The organism is Tenacibaculum sp. MEBiC06402 (genome assembly GCF_049239625.1).
Classification (GTDB): Bacteria; Bacteroidota; Bacteroidia; order Flavobacteriales; family Flavobacteriaceae; genus Polaribacter.
In genome coordinates this window covers 30,349-48,708 of the sequence record NZ_JBMKKT010000105.1, presented here as the reverse complement: position 1 = coordinate 48,708, position 18,360 = coordinate 30,349, and the positions used below count along the sequence as shown (strand labels likewise).

Sequence of the window (18,360 nt, the reverse complement as noted above, 5' to 3'; positions counted from 1 at the left end):
TAAGAAAGTTAACTTTTTATAGCTTCTTTAGCATCCAAACATTACAGCTTGAGTGCCCTGAATTTCCTAATTGTTCATCAATCATCTTAAATCCAGACTCTTCATACATAGAAATTGCTTTTGAGAAATGAGGTAAACTTTCTAAGTAAATATAAGTAAACTTGAATTCTTTGGCAGATTCTATGCTTCTTAACATCAATTCTTTTCCAATTCCTTTTCCACGAACCGAACTCGATATGTAGAACTTTACTAATTCACAGTAACCTTGATCTAAACCATCGGTAGGAAAAATACCACAGCAACCAACGGCTTTTCCATTAATTTCAGCTACCCACAAAACAGAATTTGATTCTTGAAATAATTCATAGAGAGTATCAGTAGAATCATCAGAATAAACTGTTCCTGTTTTTGGAGCATCAAATTCTTCAATAACTCCTCTTATCATTTTAGCTAAATAAGGATTATCGCGTTGTTCTACTTTTCTGTATACAATATGCATCAGTAATTATTTTTCAACTAAGATAAAAACAAAAAAGCAACCCCAAAAAGAGGTTGCTTTTAAATTTTTATAATTTAAACGTTCTTAGAACTCTAAATTCGTGTTGTTGTTTTTAACTGCTTCAGCAGAAGAAGTTAAAGCAGCTTTTTCCTCTTCGCTTAAGTTAATTTCAACGATTTTTTCGATTCCGTTTCTTCCTAATACAACAGGAACTCCGATACATAAATCAGATAAACCGTACTCTCCTTCTAATAAAGCAGAACATGGGTAGATTTTCTTTTGGTCACAAGCAATTGCTTGAACTAATCCAGATACAGCAGCACCAGGAGCATACCAAGCAGAAGTTCCTAATAAACCAGTTAATGTAGCACCACCAACTTTTGTGTCTTGTTTTACTTGCTCTAATCTTTCTTCTGATAAGAATTCAGAAACAGGAACAGAGTTACGAGTAGCTAAACGAGTTAAAGGAACCATTCCTTTATCAGAGTGACCTCCGATTACCATTCCGTCAACATCAGAAATAGGAGCTTCTAAAGCCTCAGCTAATCTGTATTTGAAACGAGCAGAATCTAAAGCACCACCCATTCCGATAATTCTATTTTTAGGTAAACCAGTTGTTTTGTGAACTAAATACGTCATTGTATCCATTGGATTCGATACAACAATGATAATTGTGTTTGGAGAGTGCTCGATTAAGCTCGCAGAAACTGATTTTACAATTCCAGCGTTAATTCCTAATAACTCATCACGAGACATTCCTGGTTTACGAGCAATTCCTGAAGTAATTACACAAATATCAGAACCAGCAGTTTTGCTATAATCTCCAGTAGTACCAACTATTTTAGTATCGAAACCATTTAAAGAAGCGGTTTGCATTAAATCCATTGCTTTACCTTCAGCAAAACCTTCTTTGATGTCTACTAAAACAACTTCTGAAGCGAAATTTTTAATAGCAATGTACTCAGCACAACTTGCACCTACAGCACCTGCTCCAACAACTGTTACTTTCATTTTATATATATTTTATTGAAAATTAATATTAAGATGCACAAAAATAGCTATTTGGTTACTCATATAAAAGTAAAAGCACTTGGAATTTCCAAGTGCTTTAGTTTATAACAAGAAATTATTTTTTTATCTAAAACTAAACGCAATTCCAGCGTTGAAAGAGCTATACTCTTGAGCAGTATAGCTACCAAATAGTTTAAAAAAACCAAGGCTTAAACGAATTCCAGCCGTAGCGTTAAAACTACCTGTGTCATTTTTTAAAGAAAGAGGGTCTGTAACCGTTTCAGTAAATGGTGTAGGTGAGCCATTAACTTGGTATGATAACGTATAGTCGCCAAGCATGTTTAATGTTACGTTACCTGTGTTATAACCTACACCACCAAAAAAGTTTACTACAGGCAAGTTTAACGAAGCTAAAGCCTGAAAAGTATAAGCGTTTAGTTTGAATTCTGCAGCGGCATTTTGAGTTGAAACATCACCATTTACTGTTCCTATTTCATAATCAACATTCATATTTGAATACGCGGCTAATAAAGAGATATGTAAAGGTGTTTTTTCTACAATTCCAAACCAATCTGTTATTTCTTTTTTTATACCAAATCCAAAAATTCGCCCTTTAACATCATTCCCGACTTCTGGCGTGTAGCGTAGCATAGCATCAAACTGATATGGTAAACCTACACTAACCTGCACTGATGGTGCTGGAACAGAATTTAAGGGTAGGTCATTTTTTATACCTGTTGGCATTTGAAAGTCGGTAGACACGTTTTGTCCTGCAATGGTTGTTTGATATGTTATAGTGGCTGTTGGTTGGGTTCCACTTCCGCCAACCGTTTGGGTTGTGTTTTGATTGAATGCTGTTGAGCTCGACAAACCAATATTACGAAGGTCAAAAAGTTCATCTTTTTCTGGGATTGAGGAAAGGCTAGCGCCTATGGTAATATCAAAACCTAGTTTTTTGTGAACTTTTGCAGTATGATACCAACCATTGTTCATGCTATATATTAGCCCTTTAAATCCTGGGTTTAAATAAGCATTAGTGATTTTTTCGGCATCTTCTCGAGCTAATAGAATTGTCTCAAGTTCTTGACTAAAACCAGATAAGCTTATTAATGTTATGGTAAGGGTAAATAATAATTTCTTCATTATGTGTTTTTATTGATAAGTTTAGTAAAAATAAGAAAATTAAGAGAAAGATTTGTTTAATTGAGAATGTCTTAAATAAAAAAGCCTCCGTATTTACGAAGGCTTCTTAGTATTTATGAAGAATACTTATGCATCAATATTAGCATATTTAGCATTCTTTTCTATGAATTCTCTACGTGGAGGAACTTCATCACCCATTAACATAGAGAAGATTCTGTCGGCTTCTGTCATGTTTTCAATTGTAACTTGGCGGAGTGTTCTAAACTCAGGGTTCATTGTTGTATCCCATAGTTGTTCAGCATTCATTTCTCCAAGACCTTTATATCGCTGGATTGTTGCTCCACCACCCATTTTTTGGTTAATTAAATCACGTTGATTGTCGTCCCATGCATACTCTCTCTTTTGTCCTTTCTTAACTAAGTATAATGGAGGAGTAGCAATATAGATATAACCTTGCTCTACCATTTCTTTCATGTAACGGAAGAAGAATGTTAAAATTAATGTTGCAATATGTGAACCATCGACATCGGCATCACACATAATAACAACTTTATGATAACGTAATTTTGATAAGTTTAAAGCTCTAGGATCTTCTTCGGTTCCGATAGTAATTCCTAATGCTGTAAACATGTTTTTGATTTCTTCATTCTCAAAAACTTTATGCTGCATCGCTTTTTCAACATTTAAAATTTTACCTCTTAAGGGTAAAATAGCTTGGAAATTACGATCTCTTCCTTGTTTTGCAGTTCCACCTGCCGAATCTCCCTCGACTAAGAAAATTTCACATTGTGCAGGATCTGTTTCTGAACAATCAGATAATTTACCAGGTAAACCTCCAATACTCATTACAGTTTTACGTTGTACCATTTCTCTTGCCTTACGAGCGGCGTGACGCGCCTGTGCAGCTAAGATTACTTTCTGTACAATAGTTTTCGCATCATTAGGGTTTTCCTCTAAATAATCAGTAAGCATTTCTGCAACTGCTTGAGAAACTGCTGCAGTAACTTCTCTGTTTCCTAATTTTGTTTTTGTTTGTCCTTCAAACTGAGGTTCTGCAACTTTTACGGAAACAATAGCTGTTAAACCTTCACGGAAATCATCACCTGAAATTTCAAACTTTACGTTTTTAAGAAGTCCTGAGTTATCCGCATATTTCTTTAAAGTACCAGTTAACCCTCTTCTAAATCCAGATAAATGTGTTCCTCCTTCGTGAGTATTAATATTGTTTACATACGAATGCAAATTTTCAGCATAAGAATCGTTGTAAATCATAGCGACTTCAACAGGAATTCCATTTTTTTCTCCTTCCATAGAAATTACATGCTGAATAACCGGAGTACGAGTACTATCAAGATATCTTACAAATTCTGATAAACCTTGGTCACTATGGAAAGTTTCGCTAATGTCATTTCCTTCATCATCTTTATTTCGCTTATCTGTTAAAGTTACAGTAATTCCTTTATTAAGATAAGCTAACTCTCTCATACGAGTAGCTAAAGTATCATAATTATATACTATAGTTTGTTGGAAGATTGAAGTATCAGGAGAAAATGTAACTTCTGTTCCTGTCTTATCTGTCTCTCCAACAGTTTTTACAGGATATAACGTTTTACCTCTTTCATACTCTTGTTGCCAAATTTTTCCTTCTCTATACACTGTAGCCTTTAGGTGATCTGAAAGTGCATTAACACATGAGACACCAACTCCGTGAAGTCCCCCAGATACTTTATAAGAATCTTTGTCGAATTTACCTCCAGCACCAATTTTTGTCATAACAACCTCAAGTGCCGAAACACCTTCTTTCTTGTGTAACCCAACTGGAATTCCACGTCCGTTGTCGCGAACGGTAATAGAGTTATCTTCATTAATATCTACAGATATAGTATCACAATGTCCAGCTAAAGCTTCATCGATAGAGTTGTCGACAACTTCATATACTAAATGGTGTAAACCACGCACACCAACATCACCAATATACATTGAAGGACGCATTCTAACATGCTCCATTCCTTCTAGCGCCTGAATACTATCGGCGGAATAATTGTGTTTTTTCTCTTCGCTCATGTTTTGAGTTTTATGTCTTTTATGTTTTTATCCTCTTTTTAAATCACTATTGTTAGGGAGGAGATTCAATACTGATTTGTTCCCGAAAAAAAATTCGCCATTAAAGCGAATTGATAGCTACCAAATTTACGATTTTTTATCGATGAAATATAATTTTTAAGCGTTTTTATACTGAATTTATCAACAATTGTGAAAAACTAAAAAATAGCTTAAATGAGCTAAAAACCCCTTTAAAATGATTTTTCGCTATTGTTGTTGCTGCTTGCTAGTTCGCAAAGTTAAAAAAGTTGGTAAATCGAAGATTTTGATTTTGAAAGTTAATTAAAAAACAGCGAAAAATCATCAATTCATGGGTTTGCTAAATAAAAAAATCCTGCACAAGGCAGGATTTTAACACAACTAAAATTTAAAAATTTGCATATTAATATGCGTCTTCATGAACCATTTTAATAGCCCTTCCGCTTGGCTCATTCTGATTTCTAAAACTTTCATCCCATGCTAAAGCAGTAGGTGTGCTACAAGCAATTGATGGCACAGATGGTACAGTTAAAGCTGCTGTTTCACTTGGGAAATGCTCTTCAAATATTGAGCGGTAATAATATTCTTCTTTTGCTCTTGGAGTTTGAATTGGGAACCTATGATGAGCACTACGCATCATTTCATCTGTAACTTCAGTTTCAACTAATTCTTTTAAAGTGTCAATCCAGTTGTAACCAACACCGTCAGAGAATTGCTCTTTTTGTCTCCAAGCAACGCTTTCTGGTAAATAACTTTCAAAAGCTTTTCTTAACACCCATTTTTCCATTCGTTCACCGTTAATCATTTTATCTTCTGGGTTTATACGCATTGCTACATCCATAAATTCTTTGTCTAAGAAAGGAACTCTTCCTTCAATTCCCCAAGCCATTAAACTTTTATTGGCTCTTAAACAATCGTATTGGTATAATTTGTCTAGTTTACGTACCGTTTCTTTATGGAATTCCTCTGCATCTGGAGCTTTGTGGAAGTATAAATATCCTCCAAAAATCTCATCAGCTCCTTCGCCTGATAGTACCATTTTTATTCCCATTGATTTGATTACTCTTGCCATTAAATACATTGGAGTAGAAGCTCTAATGGTTGTGATATCATAGGTTTCAAGGTTATAAATAACATCTCTAATTGCATCTAGTCCTTCCTGGATTGTAAATGTAATTTCATGATGAATTGTTCCGATATGGTCTGAAACTTTCTTAGCAGCTGCTAAATCTGGTGAACCTTCTAATCCGATTGAGAATGAATGTAATTGTGGGTACCATGCTTCTTCTTCATCTCCGCTTTCAATTCTTTTTGAAGCGTATTTCTTTGCAATTGCAGAAGTAATAGAAGAGTCTAATCCACCTGATAATAAAACACCATAAGGTACATCACTCATTAATTGTCTATGAACCGCAGCCTCAAGTGCATCACGTAATTCATCAATACTAGTTTGGTTTTCTCTTACCGCTTCATGATCCATCCAGTCTCTAGAATACCAACGTTGTAATCCGTGTTCTCTTGTGTAGTAATGTCCCGGAGGAAAAACTTCAATTTTATTACAAAATCCTTCTAAAGCTTTTAATTCAGAAGCAACATAAAATGTTCCTTTTTTGTCCCAACCCATGTATAAAGGAATAATTCCCATGTGGTCGCGAGCAACAAGGTATTCATCGGTTTTAGCGTCATAAACTGCGAAACCAAAAATTCCGTTTAAGTCATCTAAAAACTCTTCACCTTTTTCTTGATATAAAGCTAGGATTACTTCACAATCAGATTTAGTTTGAAAATCATATTTTCCTTCAAACTGTTCTCTTAATTCTTGGTGATTATATATTTCTCCATTTGCAGCTAGTACAAATCTTCTGTCTTTACTAAATAAAGGTTGTTGTCCAGATGTTGGATCAACTATGGCAAGTCTTTCATGAGCCATAATTGTTTTATCATCACTATAAACTCCACTCCAATCCGGACCTCTATGACGAATTTTTTTCGCCATTTCTAGTAGTTGAGGTCTTAACTCCTCAGACTTTTCTTTTAAATCAAACGCACATACAATTCCACACATAATATATAGTAATTTTTAATTTCTTGTTGTTTTAATTATGGTTCAAATTACCTGAATATACTTTTCTATAAAAACCAAAAAATTTGTTTTAATTTCATATTGTAACTTTTAATTTGTTTTTAGTGTTTTATTGTAATTTTATAAGTCGATTTGTGTGATTTGAATTAATATTTGATATTTTTTGATAATATTTTAGTTGTAATTTGTAAGAATATTCTAAAAACAAAACATTTCAATGAAACTTCTAAATAAATATATACTACTTGTGTCTATTGTGTTTATGTCATGTGAATCAGGTACTCAAGAAATAGAACTTTCTATTCGATATAATCAAATTGGATATACTGCAAATAGGCCAAAATTGATTTCGGTCGTTTCTAATAATGAGTTTGATAAAGTCTCATATATAATCAAGGATGCCTCAGGAAAGGAAATTATGTCTGGAGAAACAGGTAAAGGTTTGTTATGGAAAGATTCTGGGGAGTATGTTTCAATACTTGATGTTAGCTCAATAAATAATGAAGGAGAATATGAAGTTTTAATAGGAGAAAATAAGATAAGATTTAAAGTGCTAAATAATCCTTTTGGTGATTTATCTCAGGCGTTGTTCAAGTATTATTATTTTAATCGTTGTTCAATTGAATTAGAAGAAAAGTATGCTGGTCAATGGAAAAGACCAGCAGGTTTGAATGATGATATAGTGAAAATTCATAGCTCAGCTGCTACTAAAGAGAGGCCTGAAGGAATGATTATTTCTGGTTCCAAAGGTTGGTTTGATGCAGGTGATTATAATAAGTATGTTTCAAATAGCGGAATTAGTACTTATACTTTATTAAGTGCTTTTGAGAATTATAGTGAGTATTACGGTTCCAAAGAATTTAATATTCCTGAATCATCAAACGACCTTCCCGATGTTTTAGATGAAGTTATATGGAATTTAGACTGGATGTTGTCTATGCAAGATCCTTTTGATGGTGGAGTATATCATAAACTTACAGGATTAAAATTTTCAGGAGCCATTATGCCACATGAATATGATTTGGAAAGATATGTAGTTAAAAAAAGTACTTCTGCGGCTCTGAATTTGGCTGCAGTAACGGCAATTGCGTCAAGAGTTTTTTCCCAGTTTGAGGCTAAAAAAGAATATTCAGTGAAACTTTTGGAAGCATCTAAAAAGGCTTATGAATGGGCGAAGAAACATCCTAAAGACTATTTTAGAAATCCTGAAGGAGTTAAAACAGGTCAATATTAAGATGATGATTTATTTGGTGAATTTCAATGGGCAGCTGCTGAATTGTTAATTACAACTAAAGATGAAAGCTATAGTAAAGATATTCAGATTGATGAAATATCTAACGAGGTTCCTTGGTGGCAAGATGCAAGTGCGTTGTTATTATATTCAATTACAAAACATAGCGCGAGTTTAGAAAAGTTTATTGATGTGAATTTGGCGAAGAAGAAATTTTTAGACCAAGCTTCTGAGTTAAAAAATAGAATTGAAACCGAACCAATGCAAGTCGCTATGAAAGGTAAAGATTATGTTTGGGGAAGTCATGGTGTAGCAGGGAATCAGTTAATGTATTTGATGAAAGCTTACGAGGTTACTAATGATATTGACTATTTGAATGCCGTGTTTGTTGGGTTAGATTATTTTTTAGGAAGAAATGGTGTAGGAACAACTTATATTACTGGACAGGGAATAATGTCTCCAAAATTTCCACATCATAGAACTTCCGAAGCCGATAAAATTATAGAACCAGTGCCAGGAATGGTGGTTGGTGGGCCACAACCTGGACAGCAAGATAAGTGTGAATATTTCAGTAAAATGCCAGCGAAATCATATTCTGATACTTGGTGTTCTTATGCTTCTAATGAAGTAACAATCAACTGGAATGCACCATTGGTGTACGTTGTAAACGCACTTCAATATTATCAAATAAAAAATTTTAAATAAATATTTGTTTAGATAAAAATGACTTTATAACTTTGTTGCAAATGAAAACGATACAATTAAATAACTGGTGGTGGAAATCTCTTAACTTACGTTAGTGAGACCATCTTGTTATATATAAATATTAACGAAAAAGGCTTATCTCATGATAAGCCTTTTTTTATTGACCAAAATTAAAATGAAGCCATTACAATTTAAAACAATTTGTAAACAGAAAATAGCAGATACAGTTACTCCGGTTGGTTTGTATTTGCGTTTGAGAGACAAATATCCGAGTACATTACTTCTAGAAAGTTCAGATTACCATAGTAAGGAAGAAAGTTTCTCTTTTATATGCGTTGAACCTATTGTTTCTTTCAAAGCTGATAAAAATGATTTTACAATCTCTTTGAAAAATAAGGAGATTGAAAAGCAACCAATTGATAGAAATTTCAATGAGTTATTTAAAGATTTTACAAGTCGAATTGATTTAGATTGCGAAGAGAAACTAAAATCTTTTAATGGATTATATGGTTACACAACATACGATAGCGTTCAGTATTTCGAAACTATTAAATTAACGAATCCAGACGCTCCTTCTGCAATTCCAATGATGCAGTATAGCTTTTACAGATTCATTATTGCAATTAATCATTTTAATGACGAAATGCAGTTGATAGAAAACCTTGAAGTAGGAGAAGAGTCAAGACTAGAAGAAATTGAAACGATTATTGAAGCACAAGCATTCAATACGCAAAAATTTGAAATTCAAGGAGAGGAAACATCTAATGTTACGAGCGAAGATTTTATTGAAAATGTAAAACGAGCAAAAGCACATTGTAAAAGAGGAGATGTTTTTCAATTGGTGTTATCACGTCAATTTCAACAAAAATATAAAGGAGATGAATTTAACGTATATAGAGCATTGCGTTCTATAAACCCATCGCCATACTTGTTTTATTTCGATTATGGAAGCTTCAAATTAATGGGATCTTCTCCAGAAGCTCAAATTAAAATCAACAACGGAAAAGCTATTATCAATCCAATTGCCGGAACTTTCAGAAGAACTGGAGATATGGCTGAAGATATTAAGTTAGGGAAGAAACTATCAGAAGATAAAAAAGAAACGGCAGAGCATGTAATGTTAGTTGATTTAGCTAGAAATGACTTAAGTAAGCATGCTGAAAATGTAACTGTTGAAGTATTTAAGGAAGTACAATATTTTAGTCATGTAATTCACTTAGTTTCTACAGTTCAAGGAAAATTAATGGGAGATCCAATTAAGATTGTTGGAGATACTTTTCCTGCAGGAACGTTAAGCGGAGCTCCAAAATATAAGGCAATGCAGTTAATTGATAAATATGAGAATCAATCTCGTGGATTTTATGGAGGAGCTGTTGGAATTATGGGATTGAACGGAGATGTAAACTTGGCAATCGGTATTCGATCTTTTGTAAGTAAAAACAATGTTCTTTACTATCAAGCAGGAGCAGGAATTGTAATTCATTCAGATGAAGAAAAAGAGTTACAAGAAGTAAATAATAAACTAGCAGCATTAAAGAAGGCGTTAACCTTAGCTGAAAAAATATAATTATGATTGAAAAAGATTATATAAGTAAACTCAAAGGAGCTTTAGAACAATATTTTCCAATTTCAGTTAAGAACCTAAATAGAGTTTTAGAGAATCTTCCTGAAAAAACTAAAGAATTAGATATTATTATTTTTCCATCACAAGATGCTGACGGAATTTTTAGTGTTCAGGTTTCTCTTTCAGGACCGGATCTTTATGTTCTAAATAAAAGTATAGAATCAATATCTGATGTACTAGATGTAAGTGACGTTGAAGAAGAATTATTGCCTGATGTACCTGTTTTAGATGATTTGGATATTGATTATGATTTGAATAAAACTTTAGTCAGTATCGTTAGTGAATGGATTTCAGATGTTTGGGAAGCAGTAAATAAGGAAGATTTAAAGTTACCTGTTACCTTTTTTGCATATGAAGATTATGAACTTGATTTACCTAAAAAATTAAATTAAAATGAAAATATTAATCTTAGATAATTACGATTCGTTTACTTATAATTTGGTTCACATGGTGGAAAAAATTACGGATAAATATCCTGATGTATATAGAAATGACGAAATCTCGGTAGAAGAAGTTGGAGATTATGATTTAATTATGTTATCTCCAGGACCAGGAATTCCTGATGAAGCTGGAATCTTAAAAGAGGTCATAAAAACCTACGCCGGAAAGAAACCAATTTTTGGTGTATGTTTAGGTTTACAAGCAATTACGGAAGTATTCGGTGGAACTATAATAAATATGAACGAAGTTTTCCATGGTGTAGCTACAGATATGAAGGTTACAAAACCAGAAGCTGTAATTTTCAAGAATGTTCCTGAAATTTTTCCGGCTGCACGCTATCATTCTTGGATTGCTTCTAATGAAAATCTACCTGTAGATTTGGAGGTGACGGCAATTGATGAAGATGGAGGAATTATGGCAATCCGTCATACAAAACATCAAATTAGCGCTGTGCAATTTCATCCAGAAAGTATTCTAACAGAAGTAGGTGAGCAATTAGTTCGCAATTTTATTGATAGTGTGAAAAGCAATTAATTCAATCTAAAAAAATGTCATTCCCGCAAAGGCGGGAATCTCAAGATTATAACAATTTAAATAATAAGATTCCGCATCAAGTGCGGAATGACAAAGTAAAATGAAAGCGATTTTAAACGATTTGTATCAACACAAACGATTAACAAAAAGTGAAGCAAAACAGATTTTAATTGATATTGCTAAAGAACAATATAATGATGCGCATTTAGCTTCTTTCTTAACTGTATTTATGATGCGTCCAATAACTGCTGAGGAATTAGCAGGATTTAGAGAAGCATTATTAGAATTGGCATTTAAAGTTGATTTATCTGAGTTCAATACCATTGATATAGTTGGAACAGGTGGAGATGGAAAAGACACTTTTAATATTTCTACTTTAACTTCATTTGTAGTTGCAGGAACTGGACAAAAAGTGGCTAAACATGGGAATTATTCTGTTTCATCAAAGTCGGGTTCTTCTGATATGTTAGAGAGTTTTGGGTATGAATTTACAAATGATGAATCAATACTAAAAGCTCAGTTGGAAAAAGCAAATATTTGTTTTTTACATGCTCCGAAATTTCATCCAGCAATGAAGGCAGTTGGTCCAATTCGTAAGGCGTTAAAATTAAAGACATTTTTCAACATGTTGGGGCCTTTGGTAAATCCAAGTTTCGCTCAAAATCAATTGTTGGGTACATTTAATTTAGAAGTAGCCAGATTATACAATTATATCTTACAAGAAGAAGGAACAAATTACGGAATAGTTCATGCTTTAGATGGATATGATGAAATCTCATTAACTGGAGGATTTAAATTATTTACAAAGCAAGGAGAGCAATTAATAACTCCAGAAGATTTAGGAATTCAACGTGTTGAACAATCAGATATTTACGGAGGAAATTCTGTAGAAGAAGCAGCAAAAATTTTCAAAAGAATTTTAAATGGTGAAGGTACAGAAGCACAAAATAGTGTTGTGCTTACAAATGCTGCCTTCGCATTAACAATAATAGACTCAAATAAAGACTTTTCAGCTGCTTTTGAAGAAGCAAAATCTTCATTATTCGGAGGGAAAGCAAAAGAGTGTTTACAAAAATTAGTGAGTTAAATGTCACTTCGAGCGCAGTCGAGAAGTAATTTAGCTCTCGACTTCGCTCGAGCTGACAAAAGAATAATATGATGACGATACTTGAAAAAATTATAAATTTCAAAAAGCAGGAAATAGCTAAAATAAAGTCTGAAGTTCCTGTTAAAAAATTAGTAGAAAGTCCAAAGTTTAAAAGAACTCCAATTTCTTTAAAAGCTTCGTTAACGGAAGAAGGTTCTACAGGAATTATTGCAGAATTTAAAAGACAGTCTCCTTCTAAAGGAATTATCAATGATCAGGTTTCTGTTACTGAAGTTACGAATGGATATTTAGATGCAAATGTTGCAGCACAGTCTATCTTAACGGATACTTCTTTCTTCGGAGGAACGATGGCAGATTTAATGGAAGCAAGAACTATTAATAATATCAAACCAATTTTACGCAAAGATTTTGTTGTTGATGGTTTTCAAATTGTTGAAGCAAAGGCTATTGGAGCGGATGTGATTTTACTAATTGCGGCTTGTTTAACTGCTCAAGAAATTAAGAATTATGGACAGTTGGCTAACGATCTTGGATTAGAGGTTTTATATGAAGTTCATAATCAACAAGATTTAGATAAAATTTCTGATTTAGATAATAAGATTATCGGTATTAATAATCGTGATTTAAAAACGTTTAAAGTTGATTTAGAACATTCTATCAATTTAGCAAATCAAATACCAAGTTCGGCAATCAAAGTTTCTGAAAGCGGAATTAGCAATCCAAGAATTGTTACAGGATTAAAAGAGTACGGTTTTCAAGGATTTTTAATAGGGGAAAACTTTATGAAAGAAGAAAATCCAGGAGAAGCTTGTTTAGACTTTATAAATCAAATTCGTTAATCGTCATTTCGAGGAGGAAGGACGAAGCAATCTTAGAAGAGATTACTTCTTCCAAAGTTTCGGAATCGTAATGACAATAAGAGAATAAATGTCATTCCCGTGAAGACGGGAATCTCATGAAAGGTAAACTATAATAAAAAGATTCCGCATCAAGTGCGGAATGACAAGTAAGTATGAAGCTAAAAGTTTGTGGTATGAAATACATAGATAATATTCGGCAAGTTGCTGAATTGAAACCTGATTATTTAGGTTTTATTTTCTACGAAAGATCTAAAAGAAACTTTGAAGGTATTATACCTGAAATTCCGAAAGGAATAAAAAAAACAGGTGTATTTGTAAATGAATATTTGGAGATTTTAGTTTCACTTGCTGAAGAGTATAAGTTAGAAGCTTTACAATTGCATGGAGACGAATCTGTAGCCTACATAAAAGAGTTAAAAAGTCATCTCGAGCGCAGTCGAGAGGAAAAACGTTTACCAAAAGTTGAAATCATTAAAGTTTTTGGAATTAAAGACACTTTTGATTTTTCAATTCTTGAAGCATACGAATCAGTTGTAGATTATTTTTTATTCGATACCAAAGGAAAAGAAAGAGGAGGAAATGGAGTGGTGTTCGATTGGACAGTGTTGAAAAATTATCCTTCAACAAAACCATTTTTTCTAAGTGGAGGAATTGGTTTACAAGAAGTGCCAGATGTACTGGCATTCCTGCGTAGGCAGGAATCTCAATATTGTGTAGCATTAGATGTAAACAGCAAATTTGAAACAGAACCCGGTTTAAAATCTATAAAAAAACTTAAAAAGTTTAAAAATGAAATATAATCCAGACAAAAACGGTTATTACGGAGAGTTTGGGGGAGCGTTTATTCCAGAATTATTATATCCAAACGTAAAAGAACTAGAAGACAACTATATTAAAATTATAGAGTCTGAATCTTTCCAAAAGGAATACAAAGCTTTATTGAAAGATTATGTAGGACGTCCAAGTCCGTTGTATTATGCTAATCGCTTATCAGAAAAATATGGAGCTCATATTTACTTAAAGCGTGAAGATTTAAATCATACAGGTGCACACAAGGTAAACAATACAATTGGTCAAATCTTAATTGCAAAGCGTTTAGGAAAGACTCAAATTATAGCAGAAACAGGAGCAGGTCAACATGGTGTTGCTACAGCCACAGTTTGTGCTTTAATGGATGTAGAATGTATCGTTTTCATGGGAGAAAAGGATATCGAACGTCAAGCTCCGAATGTTGCTCGTATGAAAATGCTAGGAGCAAAAATTGTTCCTGCTACAAGTGGTAGTAAAACTTTAAAAGATGCAACAAACGAAGCAATTCGTTATTGGATTCAAAACCCAGAAACTTTTTATTTAATTGGTTCTGTTGTTGGTCCGCATCCACATCCAGATATGGTAGCTCGTTTACAAGCAATTATTTCAGAGGAAATAAAATGGCAACTAAAAGAGAAAACTGGAAAGGAAAATCCTGATACCATTATTGCTTGTGTTGGTGGCGGAAGTAATGCAGCTGGAGCTTTTTATCATTATTTAGAAGATGAAGAAGTAGAGTTAATTGCTGTTGAAGCTGCTGGTTTAGGTGTTGATTCTGGAGAAAGTGCTGCAACATCTCAATTAGGAGAAGTAGGTGTAATTCATGGAAGTAAAACTATTTTAATGCAAGATGAATACGGACAAATTGTTGAGCCATATTCTATTTCTGCTGGATTAGATTATCCTGGTGTTGGACCTTTACATGCATTTTTATTTGATTCTAAAAGAGCAAAGTTCATGAATGCAACAGATAAAGAAGCATTACAATCTGCTTTTGAATTAACTAGATTAGAAGGAATTATTCCTGCTTTAGAATCGGCTCATGCATTTGCAGTTTTGCCAAAGTTAAAACTAGAGTCAGATCAAGTTGTAGTGATTAATTTATCGGGAAGAGGAGACAAAGATTTACAAACTTATACCAAGCATTTAGAAGAATAATTATTTTATGCTAGCATTTTTTAAACCAATACCAATCTATATTCTTTTCTATAAAGACAGAATAAAAGTATACAGACTAGATAATGGATTGTCTATTGAAAGAAATGCAGTTATTCCATTTTCAAATTCAAAAATATTATTTGCAAATTTTACGGAAGGTGAACGTTTTTTAAGCTCATTAATTAGTGAATTAGTTCCAAGGTTAGGAAGCTTTTTTTCACGTTCCATAATTGTTTTAGCACATCAGTTGGAAATGATAAATGAAGGATTGTCACAAGTAGAGGAGAGAGCTTTAATTGATGCAATTCGACATAGCTCAGCAGTAGATGTTTTTGTCATAGAAGATGAAGATGAATTATCAATTCAACAAGCGATCGTTAGACTCAATAATTTTAAAAAATCATAATGTTTGGAATCTTTAAAACAAACTTAATTTATTTAGTATTGTATAAGAACAAAGTGAAGATTATTGATTTAATGTCGGGGAAGTTTGTTGAAAAAAATGCAATACAACCTTTTTCGAGTGCTAGGATTCTTTGGGCAGATTATCAGGTAGGAGAGAATTTTGTTAATACTATACTAAAGGATTTTATTAAGAATTGGGGAGCACATAGAATGCTTGTACATCAAATGGAAATTCTTGAAGGAGGCTTGACAGAGATTGAAAAAAGAGCTTTAATTGATTCTGCTAGACATATGAATGCAAAAGAAGCATATCTAATGGAAGGAGGAGCTGAATTAACTGTAGGGCAAGCATTAAAAAAGTTAGAATTCTTTAGAGAGGAAGAAAAAAGAACTAAACAGAAACCACATTAAAAATGAATACAATTCAACAAATATTTCAAAAGAAAGATAAAAACCTTTTATCTATATTTTTTACAGCTGGGTTTCCAGATTTAAATGGAACTGAAAGAATTATTACAGAATTAGGAAGTAACGGAGTTGATTTTATCGAAGTTGGTTTACCTTATTCAGATCCTTTGGCGGATGGACCAACAATTCAGCATAGTAGTTCTGTGGCATTAAAAAATGGAATGAACTTAGATGTTGTTTTCGAGCAACTTCAATCTTTAAAAGATAAAAATACAACACCATTAGTGTTAATGGGATATGTAAACCAAATTATCAAATACGGAGAAGATGCTTTTTGTCAAAAAGTTGTGAATTGTGGTATTGATACGGTGATTATTCCTGATTTACCAATGGTTGAATATGAAACGCATTACAAAGCCTTATTCACGAAATACGGAATTACCAATGTGTTTTTAATCACACCAAAAACTCCTGATGAGAGAATTCGTAAAATAGATGAGTTAACAGAAGGCTTTATTTATATGGTAGCTTCTTCATCAATTACAGGAGCGAAAGGTGAAATTTCTCAACAGCAAATCGATTATTTCGAAAGAATTAAATCAATGAACTTAAAAAGTAAGTTAATTATTGGATTCGGTATTTCTGATAATACAACTTTTACAAAAGCTTGTGAATATGGAAATGGAGCAATTATCGGATCTGCTTTTATTAAAAGTTTAGACAAAGATGGAGTGGATGGAACAGCAGATTTTATAAAAAGTATAAAAGGATAATAATTCTAAGAATTTTATAAAGAAAAGCCTCATTAAAATTATTTTAGTGAGGCTTTTCTATTTGTCAAGATTGTTTTTCCTAAGCTTTTTCTACGAATTGCTTTAAAATACTTTTGAAAGTTTCAATCGGTTGTGCACCAGTAACTCCTTCTTTTCGGTTAAAAACAATGGTTGGTACAGATCTTACTCCAAGATTCTGCCAATGTTGCTTAGTACTTTGAACTTCATAACGAGCTTCATCATCTTGTAATTTCGCCAAAGCTTCATCCGCATTTAAACCAACGGCTAATAAAGCTTCCTTTAAAACTTCTTCTTTAGAAACATCTTTACGTTCACTGAAATAAGCCGTAGTTAATCGCATTTTTAACTCAGTTTGCTTACCAAACTTTTTAGCATATTCTAGTAAAATATGAGCATCAAAAGTGTTCACAATTCGCATACCCTCATAAAAGTCAAATGTAAAATCAACATTAGCTCCAGCATCAACTAATCTTTGCCTAGAAGCTTCATGTTGTTCTTTGGTAGAACCATATTTCTGAGTTATGTGTTCTGTTAAATCCTGACCTTCGGCTGGCATATGAGGATTTAACTCAAAAGGTTGCCATTCAATTTCTACTTGGTCAGCTATATTTAATTCGTCAATTGCTTTTTGTAAGTGCTTATATCCAACGGTACACCAAGGGCAAACAACATCAGAAACGATATCTATTTTTAATGTATCTTTCATCTATATTTTAAATGATATTAATTCTTTCTATTGGTAGTTTTATTTCGTTCAATCTTACAAATGTTTCTTTTTTTATCCTAAAGTAGATTTGGAAAAGTTTTAACTAGATTTTATAATATGGTATTGTTAGTTTATAGTCAGTTCTGGGACAAAAGAAAAAACTATAAGTACTTTTGCTTGAATTTAATCTGATAACGATTTGAAAAAACACCTTACATTATCCAATTTAATTTTTGTAGTAGCCATATTTCTTTTGCTTTACAAGCCTAGTAGAATTTGGTTTATACGTCAACTTTCTTTTAGTCCGTCCATAGAGAAAGTAGAAGAGAGCGCAAGAGTTTTTGATTACAATTGGAGACTAAAAGGATTAAACACAGACGATATTAATTTTTCTGAATTTAAAGGAAAAGTGGTGTTTCTTAATTTTTGGGCAACTTGGTGCCCACCTTGTGTAGCTGAATTACCATCTATTCAAGAGTTTTATAATAAGTATCAGGATAAAGTAGCTTTTGTTTTTATAACAAATGAAAGTACTGATGAGGTTATGAAATTTTTCAAGAGAACGAACTACGAACTTCCAGTTTATCAAACCAATGGTGATTATTTGAACGAGTTACCACCGATTACTTCCATACCAAGAACTTTTGTGTTAGATAAATTAGGAAATATTCGTGTAGATACATCAGGAGCAGCAGATTGGAATAGTTCTAGTTTTTTAGCATCAATAGACAAAATGTTAGATCAAGAATAGTTGTTTA

General features: G+C 32.9%; 17 protein-coding genes and 1 pseudogene. 12 read left to right on the top strand and 6 right to left on the bottom strand.

From position 1 onward, the window contains the following. Positions 1–16: 16 nt before the first annotated feature. The 5 genes from ACOSP6_RS16015 to asnB form a co-directional block, all read right to left on the bottom strand. Positions 17–499: a GNAT family N-acetyltransferase gene (locus ACOSP6_RS16015; RefSeq protein WP_422095459.1), complete on the bottom strand. Its 483-nt coding sequence runs from the start codon at positions 497–499 to the stop codon at positions 17–19. A gap of 84 nt (positions 500–583) precedes the next feature. Beyond that, positions 584–1,510, bottom strand: a complete 927-nt coding sequence (gene mdh, locus ACOSP6_RS16010) for a malate dehydrogenase (protein WP_422095460.1) — start codon at positions 1,508–1,510, stop codon at positions 584–586. A 123-nt stretch (positions 1,511–1,633) separates the two neighbouring features. Beyond that, entirely contained in the window at positions 1,634–2,653 is a 1,020-nt protein-coding gene (locus ACOSP6_RS16005; protein ID WP_422095462.1) for a DUF6588 family protein, read from the bottom strand. A gap of 126 nt (positions 2,654–2,779) precedes the next feature. Continuing rightward, complete coding sequence (gyrB, locus tag ACOSP6_RS16000; protein WP_422095463.1) at positions 2,780–4,717, bottom strand: DNA topoisomerase (ATP-hydrolyzing) subunit B; 1,938 nt, start codon at positions 4,715–4,717, stop codon at positions 2,780–2,782. Between the two features lie 421 nt (positions 4,718–5,138). After that, positions 5,139–6,800, bottom strand: coding sequence for an asparagine synthase B (gene asnB / locus ACOSP6_RS15995; protein ID WP_422095464.1), 1,662 nt, complete (start codon positions 6,798–6,800; stop codon positions 5,139–5,141). A gap of 235 nt (positions 6,801–7,035) precedes the next feature. On the opposite strand from asnB, the pseudogene ACOSP6_RS15990 reads away from it, so the two are divergent. The 11 genes and pseudogenes from ACOSP6_RS15990 to trpA all read left to right on the top strand — a co-directional run bounded on the left by ACOSP6_RS15990 (position 7,036) and on the right by trpA (position 16,875). Then, positions 7,036–8,754 (top strand): annotated as a pseudogene (locus ACOSP6_RS15990) (glycoside hydrolase family 9 protein). Positions 8,755–8,929: 175 nt separating this feature from the next. Further along, positions 8,930–10,321 (top strand): anthranilate synthase component I family protein, encoded by a 1,392-nt coding sequence (locus ACOSP6_RS15985; protein ID WP_422095465.1) that lies wholly within the window; start codon positions 8,930–8,932, stop codon positions 10,319–10,321. A 2-nt stretch (positions 10,322–10,323) separates the two neighbouring features. Next, complete coding sequence (locus tag ACOSP6_RS15980) at positions 10,324–10,770, top strand: DUF6389 family protein (RefSeq protein ID WP_422095466.1); 447 nt, start codon at positions 10,324–10,326, stop codon at positions 10,768–10,770. 1 nt (position 10,771) lies between these two features. Next, complete coding sequence (locus tag ACOSP6_RS15975; RefSeq protein WP_422095467.1) at positions 10,772–11,353, top strand: anthranilate synthase component II; 582 nt, start codon at positions 10,772–10,774, stop codon at positions 11,351–11,353. 100 nt (positions 11,354–11,453) lie between these two features. Beyond that, positions 11,454–12,440, top strand: coding sequence for an anthranilate phosphoribosyltransferase (gene trpD / locus ACOSP6_RS15970; RefSeq protein ID WP_422095468.1), 987 nt, complete (start codon positions 11,454–11,456; stop codon positions 12,438–12,440). A gap of 71 nt (positions 12,441–12,511) precedes the next feature. Continuing rightward, positions 12,512–13,300 (top strand): indole-3-glycerol phosphate synthase TrpC, encoded by a 789-nt coding sequence (gene trpC, locus ACOSP6_RS15965; protein WP_422095601.1) that lies wholly within the window; start codon positions 12,512–12,514, stop codon positions 13,298–13,300. Positions 13,301–13,494: 194 nt separating this feature from the next. After that, on the top strand, positions 13,495–14,121 hold the full coding sequence (locus ACOSP6_RS15960; protein ID WP_422095469.1) for a phosphoribosylanthranilate isomerase: 627 nt from the start codon (positions 13,495–13,497) through the stop codon (positions 14,119–14,121). Then, a complete protein-coding gene (trpB, locus tag ACOSP6_RS15955) occupies positions 14,111–15,289 on the top strand; it encodes a tryptophan synthase subunit beta (protein WP_422095470.1) in 1,179 nt (392 codons plus the stop codon). The genes ACOSP6_RS15960 and trpB overlap by 11 nt, the downstream gene beginning before the upstream one ends. A 7-nt stretch (positions 15,290–15,296) precedes the next feature. Beyond that, positions 15,297–15,695, top strand: a complete 399-nt coding sequence (locus tag ACOSP6_RS15950; protein ID WP_422095471.1) for a hypothetical protein — start codon at positions 15,297–15,299, stop codon at positions 15,693–15,695. Continuing rightward, positions 15,695–16,105: a hypothetical protein gene (locus ACOSP6_RS15945; protein WP_422095472.1), complete on the top strand. Its 411-nt coding sequence runs from the start codon at positions 15,695–15,697 to the stop codon at positions 16,103–16,105. Before ACOSP6_RS15950 ends, ACOSP6_RS15945 begins: the two co-directional genes overlap by 1 nt. A gap of 2 nt (positions 16,106–16,107) precedes the next feature. Beyond that, positions 16,108–16,875 (top strand): tryptophan synthase subunit alpha, encoded by a 768-nt coding sequence (trpA, locus tag ACOSP6_RS15940; protein ID WP_422095473.1) that lies wholly within the window; start codon positions 16,108–16,110, stop codon positions 16,873–16,875. 79 nt (positions 16,876–16,954) lie between these two features. Here the strand turns inward: trpA and ACOSP6_RS15935 are convergent, their stop codons facing one another. After that, the gene (locus ACOSP6_RS15935; protein ID WP_422095474.1) at positions 16,955–17,602 is read right to left on the bottom strand and encodes a DsbA family oxidoreductase; all 648 of its coding nucleotides are present in this window, start codon (positions 17,600–17,602) and stop codon (positions 16,955–16,957) included. 199 nt (positions 17,603–17,801) lie between these two features. Here ACOSP6_RS15935 and ACOSP6_RS15930 point away from each other — a divergent pair, with 199 nt between their 5' ends. Next, complete coding sequence (locus ACOSP6_RS15930) at positions 17,802–18,353, top strand: TlpA family protein disulfide reductase (RefSeq protein WP_422095475.1); 552 nt, start codon at positions 17,802–17,804, stop codon at positions 18,351–18,353. Positions 18,354–18,360: the final 7 nt, after the last annotated feature.